The sequence below is a fragment of the Deltaproteobacteria bacterium genome, from assembly GCA_016178705.1.
Classification (GTDB): domain Bacteria; phylum Desulfobacterota; class Binatia; order HRBIN30; family JACQVA1; genus JACOST01.
This window is the reverse complement of sequence record JACOST010000033.1, coordinates 112,581-130,223: the sequence shown is the minus strand read 5'-3', so window position 1 is coordinate 130,223 and position 17,643 is coordinate 112,581. Positions and strand designations below refer to the sequence as shown.

Genomic DNA, 17,643 nt, shown 5'->3' with positions numbered 1-17,643 from the left:
GCGATCGTTATAGCGTTCGCGCCCTTAATTCAGAACGGACACGCAAACGTCGCCGATGGGGTCGCTGCTGCTTTGGTGGGTCGTGCTTGAAGGGCTCGGCCTACTCGCGTTGCCGATCACCTTCCGCATCTTTGCCGCCGCTGACGACCGGGGCTACCCTTTCGCCAAAATTACGGCGATCCTCTTGATCACCTACGTGTCGTGGGTGATCGCGTTTCTCGGCGTACCGTTTCATTTTGCCCTGATCGTCGCCGTGGGGCTGTTGGTGGTCACCAGCGGCTTCCTCGCCGCACGGCAAGGATCGGCGATGGCAGCCTGGCTCAGCGGAGGCGGACGCAGCGCAGTGCTCCGCCTCATGGCGGTGTGGACAGCGGTATTCCTTTTCTTCGCCTGGCAACGGTCACTGGCACCCGACATCTTCGGCGCCGAGAAGTACATGGACTTCTCGTTCTTCAACACTCTGGTACGCACCGACGTGATGCCACCGCAAGATCCCTGGATGGCGGGCAAGCCGTTCAACTACTATTACTTCGGCTATCTCATGTTCGCCAATCTCGCCCGGCTCGCCCCGGGCCTGCCGACGCAAGTGTCGTACAACTTGTGCGTGGCCACCGTCGCCGGCTTGCTCGCCAGCGGCGTCGTCGCGCTGGCGTGGCGACTGACGCGGCGCTGGGGGTTTGCCCTACTCGCCGGGGCGATGGCGGTCATCCTCGGCAACCTCGATGGCTTCATCCAAGTGTGGGAGAAGAACTCGCTCACCACGCTCGACTACTGGCGCTCGACCCGCGTGGTCGCTAAGGGCGACACCATCAATGAGTTTCCGTTCTTCAGCACCATCCACGGCGACCTCCATCCGCACTTCGTCGTGCTGCCGGTCACCATGTTGCTCTTAGGATTGCTGCTCGACACCAAGCTGTTTGCGCCCCGCGAGGGCGATGACGCGAATTCGTTCGCCGCGCTGGCACCCTTCGGCTTGCTCGCCTTCGTCCTCGGCTCGATGATCGCCATCAGTACGTGGGAAGCACCGGTCGGGTTGATGGTCGCCGTGCTGCTCGCCGGCCGCTACCAGCCGTTGCGGCCGCTGCTCGCACGGCCGCGACTGACGCTGGCGTTGCGGACGGTCGGCGTGTTGATTGGCGGCTACGTGCTGTTCCTTCCCTTCTATCTCAACTTCACCGCGCCGACGGTGTCGCCCGGCGCGAACGAGCTGTGCGTCGGCGCGGCGTGCATCAAGTTGGCGCAGACCTCGCTCGCGGAGTTCCTCACCGTCTTCGGCATGCTGCTGTTCGCGCCGGCGCTGCTACTGATAGTGCACAGCAGCCTACGGCTACCGACCGCGGGCGAAGCGCGGCACCTGCTGTTGGCCGCGGTCGCCTTCGGCGTGGTAATCGCCGGACTCGCCGGCAACGCCGTGATCGTGTTGCTCGCCGCCTTCGTCATCGCCGCGTTCGCCTGCGCCTACGGTCCCGACACTGACACTGCGATTGACACCGACCGCGCCGGCTACTTGCTGGTGCTCGCCGCTGGCGTCGCGCTGCTGGCTTGCGAGCTGTTCTATCTGAAAGATCCGTACGGCGAGAAGTTGTACCGCATGAACACGGTGTTCAAACTGTACTTCCAGGCGTGGATTCTGCTCTCGATCGCCGCACCCTGGTCTTTGCAAAAGTTGTTCGAACGCGCGTGGGCGTGGGCGCCGACGCCGCGCGTGATCGCGGTCGCGATGAGCGTTCTGGTCGCAGCCTGTTGCGCCTATCCGCTTGGCCTGACCGCCAACCACGCCAACGGAGCGGCGGGACGCGCCACGCTCGACGGCACCGCGTATCTGCAGCGCGAGCATCCCGACGACTTCGCCGCCATCGATTGGTTGCGCAAGAACGTCAGCGGCCTCCCCGTCATCGTCGAGGCCACCGGCGATCCGTATTCCTACTACGCGCGCTTCTCCGCCAACACCGGCCTGCCAACGCTGATGGGCTGGGCCAATCACGAAGGGCTGTGGCGCAGTCACGAGCACGATGTCGAGCAGCGCAAGAGCGAGGTTCGCCGCATCTACGATGCCCCGACGCTCGCCGAGATCACGCCGCTGCTGGATAGCTACGGCGCGCAGTACATCGTCGTCGGCGAACTCGAGCGCAAGGACCATCCGCGCGGCGTCGACAAGTTCGGCGCATTGCCGGTGGCGTTCCGCCAGGGCAACACCGTCGTCTATCGACGAGGAAGCTGAAGGCACAAGCGAGAAGCTGAAAGGTCGTTGGTGCTGACCTCCGGCTTTTGCCTTTAGACTTTCAACTTTAGGCTTTCATCTTTGGACTTTCGACCCCAACGATCGCCCATGCGTATCTTGATCGCGCTCACCTACTATCGGCCGCACGTCAGCGGCCTGACCATCTATGCGCAACGGCTGGCGCAAGGACTGGCGCAGCGCGGACACACGGTCACCGTGCTGACGTCGCGCTTCAATCCGACGCTGCCGGTGCGCGAGCGTGAGATGGACGGAGTGGAGATCGTCCGCGTGCCGGTGGCCGCGAGCGTGAGCAAAGGCGTCATCATGCCGCTGTTCCCGTTCTACGCCGCCACGTTCATTCGGCGGCACGACGTGGTCAACGCGCACATGCCGCAGTTCGAAGCCGCGTTGCTCGCCGGCCTCGGCCGAACGATGCGCCGCGGCGTGGTGCTGACCTATCAGTGTGACCTCAGCATGCCACCCGGATGGCTCAATCGCGTCGTCGAGACCAGCTTGGCGCCACTCAACGAAGCGGCGGCGCGACTCGCGCATTCGATCGTCGTCACCACCGCCGACTACGCCGAGCACTCGCCGTTCCTCACTCGGCATCAGGCCAAGCTCGCAGTGATCCCGACGCTGATCAACACTCCGGTTCCCGAGCCCGCGCGCAGCGAACAGCTCGCACGCCGGTGGGGACTCGAGGGCGCGGTGACCATCGGCTTCGCCGCGCGCTTCGCCGCCGAGAAGGGCGTCGAGTATTTGCTCGAAGCGTTGCCACGGGTCGCGCGTGAAGTGCCCAACGTTCGCATCGCCTTCACCGGTGCATACAAGTACACCGTCGGCGAGCAGGCGTACTTGAAACATCTCGAACCGCTGATCGCCGCGCAGCGCGAGCGGCTGGTGTTTCTCGATCTGCTGAGCGACGACGAGATGGCAAATTTCTTCTCCGTCTGCGACGTCCTCGCCGTCACCAGTCTGAACTCGACCGAGTCGTTCGGCCTGGTGCAAGTCGAGTCGATGCTGTGCGGCACGCCGGTGGTGGCGACGGATTTGCCGGGTGTGCGTGAAGCCGTGCGCCGAACCGGCATGGGCCTGATCGTTGCGCCGCGCGATCCCGCTGCGCTCGCTGACGCGCTCGTGCGTGTTATCCGCGAGCGCGCACAGTTCCAACGCCCGCGCGCCGCGATCATCGCCGAGTTCAACCTCGACGCCGCGCTCGAACAGTACGAACAGGTGTTCGCGCAGAGTCGCCTGAGCGCATGACCGCGCACACCTACGACGAGCAGTACTACGACACCGGCCACATGGACGAGGACCGCGTCGCGCTGTGGTACTACGCGCGGGTAGTCCGGCGGCTGTGTCCGAAGGGCGGACGGCTGCTCGACTACGGGTGCGGCACCGGCCATCTGCTCAAACGACTGACGGCGCAATTTCAGACACTCGGCTACGACGGCTCGGCCTACGCGCGCAGTCGCGCCCGGTTGAACGCACCCGAGGCGGTGATTCTCGAAGAATGGGCGTCGCTGCGGCCAAAGAGCCTCGACGCGCTGGTGTCGTTGCACACGTTGGAGCATCTGAAACGGCCGCACGCGGTGGTGCCTCAACTCGCCAGCTTGCTCGACATCGGCGGAGTGTTGCTGTTCGTCGTCCCCAACACCGGCAGCCTGATGCGCCGGCTCAAGCGCGATCGCTGGTTCGGCTATCGCGACCCGACGCATCACAGCTTGCTCAGTCATGCCGAGTGGCTGAGCGTAGTCCGGCAAGCGGGCCTCGATGTCATCTGGGTCCGCGGCGACGGCTGGTGGGACGCGCCGTATCTTCCGCTGCTGCCCACGGTGATTCAGCGAGCGCTCTTCGGCTGGCCAGCCGCGCTACAAGTCTTCTGGCCACGCGCGCGGCCCTTCCTGCCGGTGTGGCTGGGTGAGTGTCTGATCATTGCGGCGCGGCGTCGTTGACACCGCTCGCTGCCTGTTGAAGAGACGCGGCCCCCTTCGAGACGGCGCTGCGCGTCAGGGCGAGCGGGAAAGTGTTGTGACAGGAAGGGGGGAGAACCTCTGATGCTGAGGAGCGCCGACAGGCGCGTCTCGAAGCACGTATGGATCCTTCAACGGGCCGTCCGACCCGCGCTTCGTTACTTCAGCAACCCGCCCCACATGATGGCATCGACCAGATGCTCGTCGGTGTGGCGCAGGCGACTGGCCATGCCTTCGAGGATGTGGAGCAGCAGGCGCGCGCCGGCTGGCGGGCAGCGCGTGATGAACTGATCGAGCGCGGCTCGACCAACTTCCAAGAGCTGCCCATCGGTCACTGCGCACACCGCCGCCGTGGTCGGACCGGGGTCGAGCAAGCTGATCTCGCCGAAGAAGCTGCCGGGCTCCATGCGGCCGAGTAATACATCGTGCCCTTTGCCACGCGCACGCACGTGCAGCAGCCCGGTCTCGACGATGAATAGCGACGCGTTACGCTGTCCTTGGTGCAAAACCTCCTCGTCCTTCTTGAACGGGATCAGGCGCGCGCACGACGCAAAGATTCGCAGCTCGTCATCCGTCAAATCCGCGAGCAACCCGGCCCGCTTGAGCGATTGCACATCCACGCGTCCTTCATAGGGACCGCCCGGATGGGGGTCAAGCGCGCGACTTGAAGACGCGCCGAGTCCCGAGGTATCACGGCGCCAATGGCAATCATGCAGCAACATAGGCCCCCAATGTACGAGCTGGACAAGGACATCTGGATCGCCGAGCGGCGGCAGAGCTTCTATGGGCTCGAAGTGGGGACAAGCATGACGGTGATCCGTCTCGCCGACGGGAGCCTCTTGCTGCACTCTCCGGTTGCGTTGAAACCCGAACTGCGGAGCGCGCTCGACGCGATCGGTCGCATTCGCTACGTCGTCGCCCCGAATCGAGTCCATCATCTGTACGCCGGCAAGGTCGCCGAAGCGTATCCCGAGGCGCGACTGTGGGTGGCGCCGGGACTCGATCGCAAGCGCCCCGACCTCGTGTTCGTCGCCGTGCTCGATGACGAAGCGCCCTTAGAGTGGCGGGGTCAGGTGGATCAGGTCTTCTTCCGCGGGCGCCCATACGAGAACGAAGTCGTCTTTTTTCACCGCGCCAGCCGTACGCTCATCATGTGCGATCTCGCCTTCAACTTCGGGCCGCGGGTGGCGGCGCCGACTCGCTGGCTGATGCGACTGCTGCGCAGCTATGGCCACTTCGGCCCCTCCAAGCTCGATCCGTGGCTGATCCGGGATCGTCACGCCGCACGACAGAGCCTCGAAAAAATTCTCGCCTGGGATTTCGATCGCGTCGTCGTCGCCCACGGTGATGTGTTGCAGAGCGGCGGCCGCGAAGCGCTGCGCCAGGGCTACTCGTGGCTGCTCGCGGGGTGAGGCAGAGCGGATCAAACGCACGCCATCATCTTATGGAGTCGCTTGCATCGGGCGGGTGACGCGCAAAGGCAGGCGCATCGCAGGTCCAACACTTCACCTCGGGCCAGAACTCCTTCAGCGGCTGCTTCAAGCCGCGGCAGACGTGAATCGGGATGCGCGCCCGATCGGGCATGCAGTACTCGCAGCTCACTATGGCGGCGAGATCGACGTGCTCGAACCATGGTTTCAACGACTCGCCAGGAATGTTTATCGTGATCATCACGTCGCCGGAGTAATCGTGCGGTCCCCACAGGTAGTAGTTTTGATGCCCGCTGATCGCCTTGGGGAGGCCGAAGGTGCGGCCGAGGAGGTCGACGGCGCTGGCGTCGCCATAGCTGCCGCCCCAGATTGCGCACCGAGACTTCTCGTCCGGGGTTAGGCCTTCGTACGCCTTCGCCACTGCCGCCACGGTCTCCGGCCACGCGAACATGTCGGCAAAGAGCTGCGGGATCTCTCCCTGCTTGCGGGTCTCGGGCCGGACCTCCTTCGTCTTCAGGAGCGCCAAGTACCTCGGCAGCGTCTCGATCGGCAGCACGGGCAAGACGAACGGGACAGTGATGGATCCGCCGATCAAGAGGAACGCCACCGTCGCTGGTCTGAGCCAGTTCCACCCGCGCCGTTGACTGAATCGCTCGGTGGCAACCGACCCGGCCGCGAACAGCATAGGATAGATCGGCGCGAGGTAGTAGGTCTTCGCCTGGCCGAGGAGCGACACGCTGAAAAAGATCACGAACGTCCATCCGAGCGCTCGAAACCTTCGTCCAGCGGCGGCGAACAGGTAGAAGCCCAAGCCCGCCAGCCACAACGGCAGGGTGAACGGGTGCATTGTCTGCAATTGGCCGAGTAGAAATTCCCCGGGGGTGACGGGCTGATACTGGTAAAGCTTGGCATTGCGCATCAGCTCGACGGTCGGCCAACCCCACGCCATCTCCCACAAAAGATTCGGCAGCAAGATGACCCCAGCCACGAGCGCGCCGAGCAGTGACCATCGACTGCGCAGCAGCCGGCGCTCCGGCGTTAACAGCAGACCGGCGATGAGGCAGGCTCCGAAGAACGCGACCGAGTACTTGTTCAGTAGCGCGACGCCGGCGATCGCGCCGACTACCAGCCATAGCGGTCGCCGGTCGGTCTTGATGATCACGATGACGGTGTACGTACACAGCGTCCACAAGAGCGGCTCGAACGCGTTCATCGTCAGGAGATTATTGAAGGCGAGGAACACAGGAACGACGATGACCGCGATGGCTGCCAGGACCTGAGCAAACCGCCCGCCGCCGAGCTGACGAGCGATCCGTCCCGTGAGATACACCAGCAGCGCTCCCGCAACCGCGGGAAAAAACCGAATGGCAAACAGCGAATCGCCGAGCAACCATCGTGTAACCTTGGCGACGACCGCGATGAGCGGAGGCTGATCGACGTATCCCCACGCGAGATGGTCGCCGCAGGCCATGAAGTACAGCTCGTCGATCCAGTAGCCGTAGCGCCCGTTGAAGAGAAAATGGAGGGCGAGCGTGGCTCCGGCGAGCAACCACAACACGGTGTCGTCGCTAGCCCTGGACTGCCCCAATCGCGATCGCGGGTTCATGCTCGTGTCTTGCTTCAGAGAATCGCAGAGTAGCTCGTCACCTCACCTCAACCCTCCTATGCCAACGTCGACGGCTGCCCTGTGGCTCCGTCTAAGCGATGTCGCTGCTGTAGGTCAACCCATCGCTCGCGTCGGTAGTGGGTCGTTTTGAGAACGACCCAACAAACCCATCATGTCATTCTGAGACGAAGGCGAAGAATCTCTCGTCCTGTCCAAGGAGTGCCGGCGCGTTTCACATGTTCAACACTCGACCCAATATTGGTGCGGTGATACCCGTCATTCGCGACGGAAACAGAAGGTTGGTTCCGATGACTGATCCGATACTCCTCAAGCGCATCACGGCGACGCCGGAGATCTTCGGTGGGAAACCGATCATCCGCGGCATGCGGATTTCCGTGGAGCTGATCCTGAGCTTGCTGGCCGCAGGGCGTGAAATGGTGCGAGAAAAAATTCGCTTCCCCGTCGGACCCTCTATCGCAGGAGGAGTTACGACTTCACGCGCCGCGCCCGCAGTCCCATGAGTGCAAGCACCCCGATCATAAGCGCTAGGCCGAGGGTCGACGCTGCCGGTACCGGGGTGGTTGAGACGGTTACGACCTGCCCCACCCGGCCCTGGCAGACATCGACCGCGAAAATGCGCTCGCCTTGCCGCAGCCGGGGCGACACCGCGATGCCTGGGTTGCCCATCGCGTCGACGAAGAGGCCGCTCGCGTTGGTGCCGCCGGTGCCGAGCAACGGATCATCGACGCTGCCCGGCGGACTGTCGGGCACGCCGTTCGGACCGACCGCGTAGATCAAGATACACGAGTTGCCCGGTACCGCGTTCGGCGTCCCCATCCCGAATACCCGCGTCGATCCCGGAAATACGCCCGAGCCTGCCCTCCCGCCGCCACTGTTCGGGTCGAATCCCGGTACCACCGGCTTCGGCGGCGGCTTGGTGACCGCACTGAGCCCATGCAGCTGCGCCCCGAACCAGCCGCTGTGCTCGGCCAGCCCGTCGTAGCTCAGCTCCCAGCCGGTGGTCGTGGGCGTGAACTCCAGCATATCTTCGGCGGTGAAGTTCACGGCGCCCACCGTGCCGCTGCCGTCGAAGGCGAGCAGCAGGCGGCCGTCGCTCGTGAGGATGTGCGCCGCATCGAGATCGAGGCTCGGGTCGATGCCGGCAGCCGAGCCGTCGAAGAAGAGGCTGAACATGCCGCTGTGAAAACGCACCAGATCCTCGTCATCGGCGGTGATGCTGCCGAGGGTCACGGTCACGTCAAAGGAGAGCAGCAGGTCGTTGGGGCCGATCTCGCTCACCGCATCGGTCATCACGCCCAGAGGAATGCCGTTGGCCGTGGCGTCGAACTCCAACGTGTAGGTGATGCCGTTGAAGCGCACGACATCGCCGGGGCGCACGGTGAGGCCGCCGGGCAGGGTGAGGTCGGTGTCGAAGGTCAGAAGCTGATCGCCGGTGGCGAGATGATCGTAGGCGATGATGTCGGTGCCGTTGGGATAGGTGCCGGCGGTGACCAGCGTGACGGCGCCGGCGAGGTTGTCTTCGGCGATGTTCTGCGGTGTGACCGTGATTCCGCCGAGCACGACGGTGATGTCGGGGGTGTAGCGGATGGCTTTGAGCGGTGTAGCCGCGTCAACAGCAGTGCCCGTCAATATGAGCACCGCCAAGGTTACCGATGTGAGGCGCACGTCAGGCCGACTTCAACCACACTCAGCAGACAACGCCGTTACAGAGGTTCTGGCCCAACGAAACCGGGGCCCCGCCGCCGACTGAACCTCCGGTGTTGCTGGCGAAGACATTGTGCGTGTAGCCAGCAGCGCCGCCACCGAAGGAAAACGCGAGTCCCCGCCCCCCATTTGCCGACGACTGGTTTCCTTGCACCAGCGAACCTCCGCCGGTGAAGATGCCATCACCCTTATTCGCCACCGTCGTGTTGTTCGTGATGGTGCTTAGATTGTTGCTGTATATCCCTTCGGAGCCATTGAGGGTCGCCGTGTTGCCAATGATCGTACACTCCCCTCCGCCCGCGTCGATGCCCCTAATGCCGTTATAGGCCGCAACATTCTGGCTGACCGTTGCGCCGCCGCCGGCCTGGATACCTGCCTCACCATTCAGCTCCGCGATGTTGTGAGTGATGAGATTGGAACTGCCGTAGTTTCCGCCGATCCCGCTGGACCCGTTGCTCACCACATGGACACCCTCGGCCCGCGAACCGCCTTGAAAGAAGATGCCTGCCGCGCCCATTCCGCGCACCGTCCCGTTCAGCACCGCGAGGCCCGCGGCGGTGCCATCTATTCCGCGTCCCGTTCCCGCCGGCATGCACGTAACCGGAATGGCGCCGACGCCCGTATACGTGCACACGGTTGGACCAAGGATCGCAAAGCCGTTGAGATCGATGGTAACGTTCTCCGCCGTTATCTGAATCGCCGTAGTGTTCTCGTTCGGCACCGTGAGGTTGCCAGTCAACCGGTAGCTCCCCGGCTGGCTGATGGTCACTGGGAAGCCCGGTGTTGTATCGCCCAGCGTCACACCGCCGGCCAACGCACGCGCCTGGTTGATCTCGATCACGCCGTCGACGGCGTAGGCTGGCACCGCGAGTGCCAGTATTAACGCGCACACCCACCCCAACGAGATCAACCTCTGCTCACAGTGCTTTCCCATTCGTCCGACCTCCTGCGACGACCAGCGCATCGCTTCGTAAGCGCGCATTCTTCCATCGGCGCTATACTTCAGACAGGTCTACACTGTCCACCGAACGACAACGGAAAACCCTGCGTCGGGCGCAGCCGTTCTGAGCTCTGGCTCATACCTCTCCGTTGCAAAGCGCACCGATTCCGGGTAGCCGCATGCGGGCATGGACGGGGCGGGAGCGCGTTGGCTGCGGAAGCCGTCGGTTTGGATCTTCGCGATCACGTTGTTCGCGGCGCTGGTCCGGCTGACCAACATCGATTTCGATCAACACCATTTTTTCCATCCCGATGAGCGCCGCATCGCCTATGCCATCGGCGACCTTTCGTTTCAGCCGCTGCAACTCAACCCCAAGTTCTTCGCCTACGGGTCGTTCCCGATCTACATCGACAAGGCCGCCAATAGCCTGCTCGGCCTGATCGACCAGCGCTGGCTGGGTTACGACAGCGCCATCCACACCTCGCGCGCTGTCTCCGGCGTGATGGGCACGCTCACCGTGTTGCTCGTCATCTTGCTCGGCTTCCGGCTTTACGACCGTCCAACCGGCCTGCTGGCGGGATTCCTGCTCGCCGCCTGCGTGCTGCACGTGCAGAACTCGCACTACGGCACCGTCGACATCACGCTGACCTTCCTCGTCCTGCTCGCGCTCTACCGGCTCACGCATGTGGTGCAACGCGGGTGGACGCGCGACTACCTCATCGCCGGGTTGATCATCGGCTTCGCCGGCGCCACCAAAGCCAGCGCGTTCCCGATCATGCTGCCGCTCGGCATCGCCGCCGTGTCGCGCATCATGAAGGGCGATCGACTGGTGCCGGTGCTGCTGCGCGTCGTTGGCGCCACGATCTTGGTCGGCGTCGCCTTCGCCATCGGCCAGCCTTACGCCATCCTCGATTTCAAGGACTTCACTCACGACCTGCTCGAACAAAGCGGCATGGTGCGCAACGCCGGCCAGTTCCCGTACACCAATCAGTACGTCGGCACGCCGAAGTACGGCTACGAACTCATCCAGATGATCCTCTGCGGCATGGCGCCACCGCTGGCGCTGGCGGCGATCTGGGCGAGCGGCCGCCACGTGGCCGGCGTCTGGCGCGAGCGCGCGGAAGAGATCGTGCTGCTTGCGTGGGTGGTGCCGTTCTTCCTCGTCACCGGTTGGTTCGAGGTCAAGTTCATCCGCTACCTGCTGCCGATCTATCCGCTCATGATCCTATGGGCGGCCGAATGGCTGCTGCGGGTCTATCGTCGCGGCGGTATTGGGCGAGTGGCGCTGCCCACAGTGGTCGTCGGCACCACAGCTGCGCTGCTGGCATTTCTGGCGATCTACTCGCGGCCGCATACCGTCGTTGCGGGCTCCGAATGGGTTTACAAATTCATTCCCGCCGGCAGCAGAATTCTCAGCCAAGATTGGGACGAAGGCTTCCCGATGCCGCTGCCCGGCGGCTTCAATCCGGAGCGCTACAAGATCGTCAACTTCGGATACTACGAGCCGGACAATCCGGCGAAGATGGCCAAGCTGGCGAAGGAGCTGGCCGACGCCGAGTACATCGCGTTCCAAACCAAACGGCTGTACGGCGCGACCACTCAGGCGGCGCAGAAGTTTCCGCTCACCAGCAACTACTTCTACCTGCTGTTCGCCGGTGATCTCGGCTACACGCTGACCTACGAGGAAGCGGCGCGCCCGAACCTGTTCGGGCTCGAGTTCCCCGATGAGATCGTCGACGAATCGTTCACCGTCTACGATCACCCGAAGGTACTCATCTTCCGCAATGAGGGCCACCTCTCGGCCGACGCGATCCTCGACAAAATTCTGCACGGCCTGCCGTCGCGGCAGATGACGCGCAACGAACTGCTGCTGGCCCGTCCCGGTGAAGCCACGGCGGGCGTCGCCAGCGAACCGATTCATTCGAGCTTGCCCGCGCTGTTCACCTTCGCGTTGCTGATCGAAGCGCTCGCCCTCGCCACCTATCCGCTCACCCGCCGCTGGCTGGCGGGCGCGAGTCCGTACGCGCTTGCCAAAGTGCTCGGCGTGTTGGTGTTCGCCTACGTCCCGTGGCTGCTGGTGAGTTTGGGGCAGGCCGACTTCACCCGCAGTACGCTAGCGACCACCGCGCTACTCATGGGTGGGCTCGGTCTGATGAGCTGGTTGCGCGCGCGGCGCACCGCGACGCCAAGCGATGACATCGATCGCGACAACGCCAGCCAATGGATCGCAGTGGAAGCGCTGTTTTGGGGCACGTTCCTGTTCTTCCTGATCGTGCGATCGTTCAACCCGGAGATTTTCTGGGGCGAGAAGCCGATGGACTTCTCGTTCCTCAACGCGCTGACGCGCGCCACCACGCTGCCGCCGCCGGAGCCGTGGTTCGCCGGCCACGATCTCAACTACTCCTACTTCGGCCACTTCATCAGCGCCGCGCTCGGCAAGGTCTGTCACATCGATCCGGCGATCACGTTCAACCTCGCCATCGCTTTCTTCGGTGGACTCACCGCGGTCGCCGCGTTCGCCCTCGGCCACGCCATCACCAAGCGTTGGCAGACCGGCGTGCTGGCCGGCATCTTGACCGTCCTGCTCGGCAATCTCTCCGGGCCGCGCGAGTACTACACGCGCGGCGTGATGAACTTCGACTACTTCTGGGCCACCTCGCGCGTGATCAAAGATACCATCAACGAGTTCCCGCTGTGGAGCTTCCTGTTCGCCGATCTGCACGCCCACGTGATGGTGATGCCGTTCTCGCTCACCTTCCTGTGTTTGGTGGTGGCGTGGGTGCGGCGGCGATTTGGCGAGCCCGACGGCGCGCCGTCGTCGCGCACGGCGCTCACGCTGTTGCTCGGGCTCGCGCTCGGCACCGTGATGGTCTCGAACGGATGGAGCTCACCGACGTACGTGCTGGTGTTTCCGTTCCTACTCGCCTGCCACTGGATCGGGGCCAGCAGCGGGCGGCGTTTCTTCACCTTCATCGGACAGTTCTTCACGCGCGTGCTGACGCCGGCGGTGCTCGTCGTCATCGTCGCGTACGCCTTCTATCTCCCCTTCTGGTTTCACTTCACACCGCCGGAGCGCAACATCGGCTGGGAGGTCGGTCCATACGCGCGGCCACGCGACTTCCTGCAGATTTTCGGATTGTTCCTCTACATCCTGATTCCGTTCTTCTTCGCCAACTGGCGCCGCGTGCTGATGCCGCAGCCGCGGCCCGTTGCAGCAACGCAACCACCACCGATGGCTGTCGAAATCGATCCGGCGCCCGCCGCTGAGACTGCGGACGATGAAGCGAACGCACCCGGTGCGATGGCGGTCGCCGAGAACGCATGGATCGAATCGCCACCGGAAGTTGTGCCCATCGTCATTCCGCCGCTGCCCCCAGCGGCGCCGCGCTTGGGCACGGAGCTACGTCTGGGATGGTTTCGCATTGCAGTGATCGGATTGGTGATCGTCGGCGCGATTGCCAGCTTGTTCATCTCGACGCGCGCCTTCGAGCTGATCATCGCGATGCTCGGCCTGCACTTGGCGCTGCACCCGCGCACTGACGCACACCATCGTGTACCGATCGCGCTGGCCGCGTTCGCGTGCTTCATCACCGCCGGCTGCGAGATCGTGTTCGTGTGGGACCGCATGAACACGATCTTCAAATTCTATCTCGACTCGTGGCTCATTTTCTCGGGCGCCGCGGCGGCGGCGGTGGCCGAGTTGTGGAGTGGCCGGGTGCTGAGCGGCGTGGCGCGGCGCGTCTGGCAGGCTGGACTGGTCGTGTTAGTAGCGGTCGCGGTGTTCACCAGCGTGTCCGGCACCTACGGCGTGCTCACCACCAATCGCGTGAAGACGCCGAAGCCGACGCTCAACGGCACGCTCTATCTCGACGAGCACGACCCGTACGAAGTCGCCTCGTACAAGTGGCTCAACGAGCGCATCAGCGGCATCCCCGTCATCGTCGAAGCCTTCGGACCGTCGTACCAAGAATTCTCGCGCGTCTCGATGAACACCGGCCTGCCGACTGTTCTGGGCTGGGAGTACCATGTGATCCAGCGCGCGGCGACGCAGCCGGACGTCAACCGCCGCAAGAACGACATCAAGCTCATCTACACCAGCGACAACAAAGACCAGGTGCGCGCCGCGCTCGAACGCTACCACGTCGCGATGGTGTACGTCGGGCCGCTCGAACGCCGCACGTATAACGGCGCCAACACCGAGCAGTTCAAAACGTGGAGCAACCTGCTGACTCCGGTCTACGAGAACTCGGCTGTCAGCATCTACGCGGTGAGCGGCAACTTCACCGGGGCGATTCCGGTGACCACGGTCGAAGAAGTTCCGCGCGTCACCGCCGATGAAGCCCCGGCCCCTGCCCCCGAACCAGAAGGCCAACTACATCAGCCGCGCGGCGTCGCCGTCGATAGCACCGGTGCCGTGTACGCCTGCGACTTCGGCAACGCGCGGATTCAGAAGTTCAACAAGGATCTCAAATTCGATCTCGCCTGGGGCGAGCACGGCGAGTTGCCGAGTCAGTTCAAAGATCCCTGCGGTATCGCCGTCGGTCCGAAGAACAATGTCTTCGTCGCCGACACTTGGAACCATCGCGTGCAGGTGTTCACCGACAAGGGGCAGTACGTGCGCGAGTGGGGCTCGGGATTCTACGGCCCGCGCGGCATCGCCATCGACGGCAGCGGAGCAGTGTTCGTCGCCGATACCGGCAACAACCGCATCATGCGCTTCTCGCCGACCGGCGAGTTGGAAGCGACCTGGGGCGCGCACGGCAGCGAGGACGGCAAGTTCTTCGAACCGACCGGTATTGCCGTCGACGGCAAGGGCAAGGTCTACGTCTGCGACAACGGCAACGGACGCTTGCAGATCTTCAGCCGCGACGGCGCGTTCGTCAGCAGCTTCCCCGTGCCCGGTTGGCTGAGCCAGGTTTACGCCGAGCCCTACGTCGCGATCGACTCCAAGGGTGCGATCTGGGTCACCGTGTCGGGCGCGAAAGAAGTGCGCGCCTACGACACCAGCGGCAAACTGCTGCGGACGATCACCGGCAAGACGATTCCGACCGCGCAGTTCGAAACCCCGATGGGCATCGCGTTCAATCCGGTGACGAAGGAAATGGTGGTCTCCGATCTCGAACACAAGCTCGTCCGCTTTGCGTATGGCGAAGGTCGGTGAATACGCCGTCGTTCGTTCCCTCCTGGCGTTGATCGCACTCGCCGCGGCGGTCGCCGGACAATACTCGCTCGCCGTTCAATTCAACGCGCGCCTCGCCGCCATCGGCTGGGCAGTCGCTGCCGCCGTCTTCGTGTTGCTCTACGCACTCGATGCGCGCGGGCGCGAGTTGCCGGCGGCGAGCGAATCGCTACCGGCGACGAGCGAGTGGCCGCTGCTGCTGGCCGTACTCGCGGTCGGCGCGTTCTTCTTCACCTTCCGGCTCTCCGAGTTGCCGTCAGGATTGAATCACGACATTGCCTGGGAAGGTTTGTACTCCGCCAGCATCCTGCGCGGCATTGCGTACACCCCGTACGTCGCGTCGGCGTGGGGACGCGAGACGTTGATGTTCTACTTCGACGCGCTCGCCATCAAGCTGTTCGGGATGGATCTCTTCGCGCTGACGCTGCCGGCGTTAGTAGCGATGTTACTGACACTGCCGTTCTTCTACGGCTTCGTGCGCAGTCAGTTCGGCGCACGCGCCGCGTTGGTCGCCACGCTCCTGTTCGCCACCGCCGGCTGGCCCCTGCTTTCCGCCCGCGTCGGGTGGCGCTCCGCCCTCCAGCCGTTGTTCACGACGATGACCTGCATGTTCTTCTGGCGCGGCATGGTGCACGCGCGCTGGCGCGACTTCATGCTGAGCGGCATCGCCCTCGCGCTCACGCTCAACACCTACAACGCGGCGCGGGCGTTCCCGCTGCTGTTCCCGCTGTTCGCGCTATTCTATGTGCTGCGCAACCGGCCGTTCGCCGCCGTGCTGCGGCGCTACGCGGCCGGCGTCGGCGTCATGCTGCTCGCCTTCGCCATCGTCATCGCGCCGATGGCCTGGTACGCGGCCTTTCACTGGATTGAGTTCTGGGGTCGCGCCAACTCGCTGCTCGCCAATCAGACGCCAGAGATGCTGGCCTGGACCGGTCCGCGCGCCGCGGCGTTGCTGTACAACTACTGGGGCAACAGCGATGACTTCTTCGTCACCACGCCCCTGTTGGAAGTGCCGGCCGCCGTCTTGTTCGTCTTCGGACTCTTGTGGTGCGTGCTGCGCGCCAGCGATCCGCGCGCGATGTTTCTGCTCTTAGGATTACTCGTCAATCTGCTCCCCGGCCTCGTCACCCGACCGAACGCCAACCGCGGCGTCGGCACGATGCCGTTCGTCTTTTGTTTCGTCGGCTTGGGGTTGCTGTACTTCGTTCGCCAAGCCCGCCGCCTCGGCCGCGCCGGTGGGGTCGCCGCGTGCGTCGTGATCGCCATCGCCGGCGCCGCGCAAGCGACAGCGACCTACCACGAGTATCTCAGTCAGTCGCGGCGGCGCATCTGGGGCTTCTATCCCGACGCCACAGTGGTCGGCCGCTTCATGCGCACGCTGCGCGGCAAGTATGCGATTGCGGCCGGCGGGGCGAATTGGCCGCGCGACACGCTCACCTACCTGACCTACGCCGGCGGTGACGATCCGTTTCAACGCGACTACACCTGGATCGACGATGTGACCGTGCTGCTGCGCGAGCTGCCGCAAGCGCCGCCGGGGCAAGGGCTGGCGCTGATCCTCGCCAACATCGACGCGTCGCCCGGCGTATTCGGCAAACTCCAGCAGCGCTTCCCGCAAGCGGAGGTCGTCGACCTGCGCTACCCCGACGACGGTCCGATCGTCGCGCGCGCGTTGCTGTTGCCACCCGACGCCGCGCCGCGCACGGCACCGGACAATCTCGCCGAAGTCGCCAAAGGCGCGAACATGTGGAGCGGTGGCCGCGGCACCGAGCCGGGCAAGTTCAACACACCGAAAGGAATCGCTCGCAGCGACAAGGGCGAGTTCTACGTTGTCGACACCGGCAACCATCGAATACAAAAGTTCGACGCGAAAGGTGTGCTGATCGCCGTCTGGGGTCAGTTCGGCAGCACCCCTGTCTCCTTCAATGAACCGCACGCGATCGCCATCGATCGCGCCGGCAACGTCCACGTCGTCGACACCTGGAACCATCGCGTGCAGAAAATCGCGCCCGACGGCAATCTCATCAAGATCTACGCGCCACCCAAAGGCTTCTTCGGCCCGCGTGGCATCGCCATCACCAAGGATCGCGTCTACGTCACCGATGGTGGCAACAACCACGTGGCGGTGTTCGATCTCGACGGAACATTCCTCAGCGAGTTCGGCCAGCACGGCAGCGGCGCCGGCGATCTCTTCCAGCCGGTGGGGATCGCCGTCGATCGCGACGGGCTCATCTGGGTGGTGGACAGCGGCAACAATCGCTTGCAAGCGTTCCACGCCGACGGTACGTCAGCACGCACCATCGCCGTGCCGGGTTGGGAAGGCGATGGCGTGAAGGAAGGCTACCTCGCATTGACGGACGATGGACTCATACTCGCCGATCCGGTTGGCAACCGCTTGTTCCGCGTGCACGGCGACGCGCTGAGCGAGATTCCCACCGACAACTTGATGGGACCGTCGGGCATCGCGTCGGACAAGACGACGCTGTACATCACCGAACGCGGCCGCGACGCGGTGACGCGCATACCGCGCAAGAAGGGATGATGGGAGTTGCACAGGAACTCCCGGCAG

Annotated in this window: 11 protein-coding genes; 7 read left to right on the top strand and 4 right to left on the bottom strand. The window is 64.1% G+C overall.

Annotated features, from left to right (window positions below; all coding sequences use genetic code 11):
• Window positions 1–55 precede the first annotated feature (55 nt).
• The 3 genes from HYR72_26460 to HYR72_26450 all read left to right on the top strand — a co-directional run bounded on the left by HYR72_26460 (window position 56) and on the right by HYR72_26450 (window position 4,176).
• The gene (locus HYR72_26460; GenBank protein MBI1818543.1) at window positions 56–2,221 is read left to right on the top strand and encodes a hypothetical protein; all 2,166 of its coding nucleotides are present in this window, start codon (window positions 56–58) and stop codon (window positions 2,219–2,221) included.
• A gap of 108 nt (window positions 2,222–2,329) precedes the next feature.
• Window positions 2,330–3,484: a glycosyltransferase family 4 protein gene (locus HYR72_26455; protein ID MBI1818542.1), complete on the top strand. Its 1,155-nt coding sequence runs from the start codon at window positions 2,330–2,332 to the stop codon at window positions 3,482–3,484.
• The gene (locus tag HYR72_26450) at window positions 3,481–4,176 is read left to right on the top strand and encodes a class I SAM-dependent methyltransferase (GenBank protein ID MBI1818541.1); all 696 of its coding nucleotides are present in this window, start codon (window positions 3,481–3,483) and stop codon (window positions 4,174–4,176) included. Before HYR72_26455 ends, HYR72_26450 begins: the two co-directional genes overlap by 4 nt.
• 176 nt (window positions 4,177–4,352) lie before the next feature.
• Here the strand turns inward: HYR72_26450 and HYR72_26445 are convergent, their stop codons facing one another.
• Window positions 4,353–4,814 (bottom strand): cyclic nucleotide-binding domain-containing protein, encoded by a 462-nt coding sequence (locus HYR72_26445; protein ID MBI1818540.1) that lies wholly within the window; start codon window positions 4,812–4,814, stop codon window positions 4,353–4,355.
• Window positions 4,815–4,925: 111 nt separating this feature from the next.
• On the opposite strand from HYR72_26445, the gene HYR72_26440 reads away from it, so the two are divergent.
• On the top strand, window positions 4,926–5,606 hold the full coding sequence (locus HYR72_26440; protein ID MBI1818539.1) for a DUF4336 domain-containing protein: 681 nt from the start codon (window positions 4,926–4,928) through the stop codon (window positions 5,604–5,606).
• A gap of 25 nt (window positions 5,607–5,631) precedes the next feature.
• Here HYR72_26440 and HYR72_26435 read toward each other — a convergent pair whose 3' ends face one another.
• Window positions 5,632–7,230 (bottom strand): glycosyltransferase family 39 protein, encoded by a 1,599-nt coding sequence (locus tag HYR72_26435; GenBank protein ID MBI1818538.1) that lies wholly within the window; start codon window positions 7,228–7,230, stop codon window positions 5,632–5,634.
• A 308-nt stretch (window positions 7,231–7,538) separates the two neighbouring features.
• Between HYR72_26435 and HYR72_26430 the strand changes: the two genes are divergently transcribed.
• Window positions 7,539–7,751 carry a DUF433 domain-containing protein gene (locus HYR72_26430; protein ID MBI1818537.1) on the top strand — a complete coding sequence of 71 codons (213 nt, stop codon included), beginning with the start codon at window positions 7,539–7,541 and terminating at the stop codon, window positions 7,749–7,751.
• Here HYR72_26430 and HYR72_26425 read toward each other — a convergent pair.
• Both HYR72_26425 and HYR72_26420 read right to left on the bottom strand, forming a co-directional pair.
• Complete coding sequence (locus HYR72_26425) at window positions 7,717–8,916, bottom strand: hypothetical protein (protein MBI1818536.1); 1,200 nt, start codon at window positions 8,914–8,916, stop codon at window positions 7,717–7,719. The two genes, HYR72_26430 and HYR72_26425, sit on opposite strands and share 35 nt — an antisense overlap.
• A 22-nt stretch (window positions 8,917–8,938) precedes the next feature.
• Entirely contained in the window at window positions 8,939–9,889 is a 951-nt protein-coding gene (locus HYR72_26420; GenBank protein MBI1818535.1) for a right-handed parallel beta-helix repeat-containing protein, read from the bottom strand.
• A gap of 193 nt (window positions 9,890–10,082) precedes the next feature.
• On the opposite strand from HYR72_26420, the gene HYR72_26415 reads away from it, so the two are divergent.
• Complete coding sequence (locus HYR72_26415; GenBank protein MBI1818534.1) at window positions 10,083–15,056, top strand: glycosyltransferase family 39 protein; 4,974 nt, start codon at window positions 10,083–10,085, stop codon at window positions 15,054–15,056.
• Window positions 15,040–17,616, top strand: coding sequence for a 6-bladed beta-propeller (locus tag HYR72_26410; GenBank protein MBI1818533.1), 2,577 nt, complete (start codon window positions 15,040–15,042; stop codon window positions 17,614–17,616). The genes HYR72_26415 and HYR72_26410 overlap by 17 nt, the downstream gene beginning before the upstream one ends.
• Window positions 17,617–17,643 lie beyond the last annotated feature (27 nt).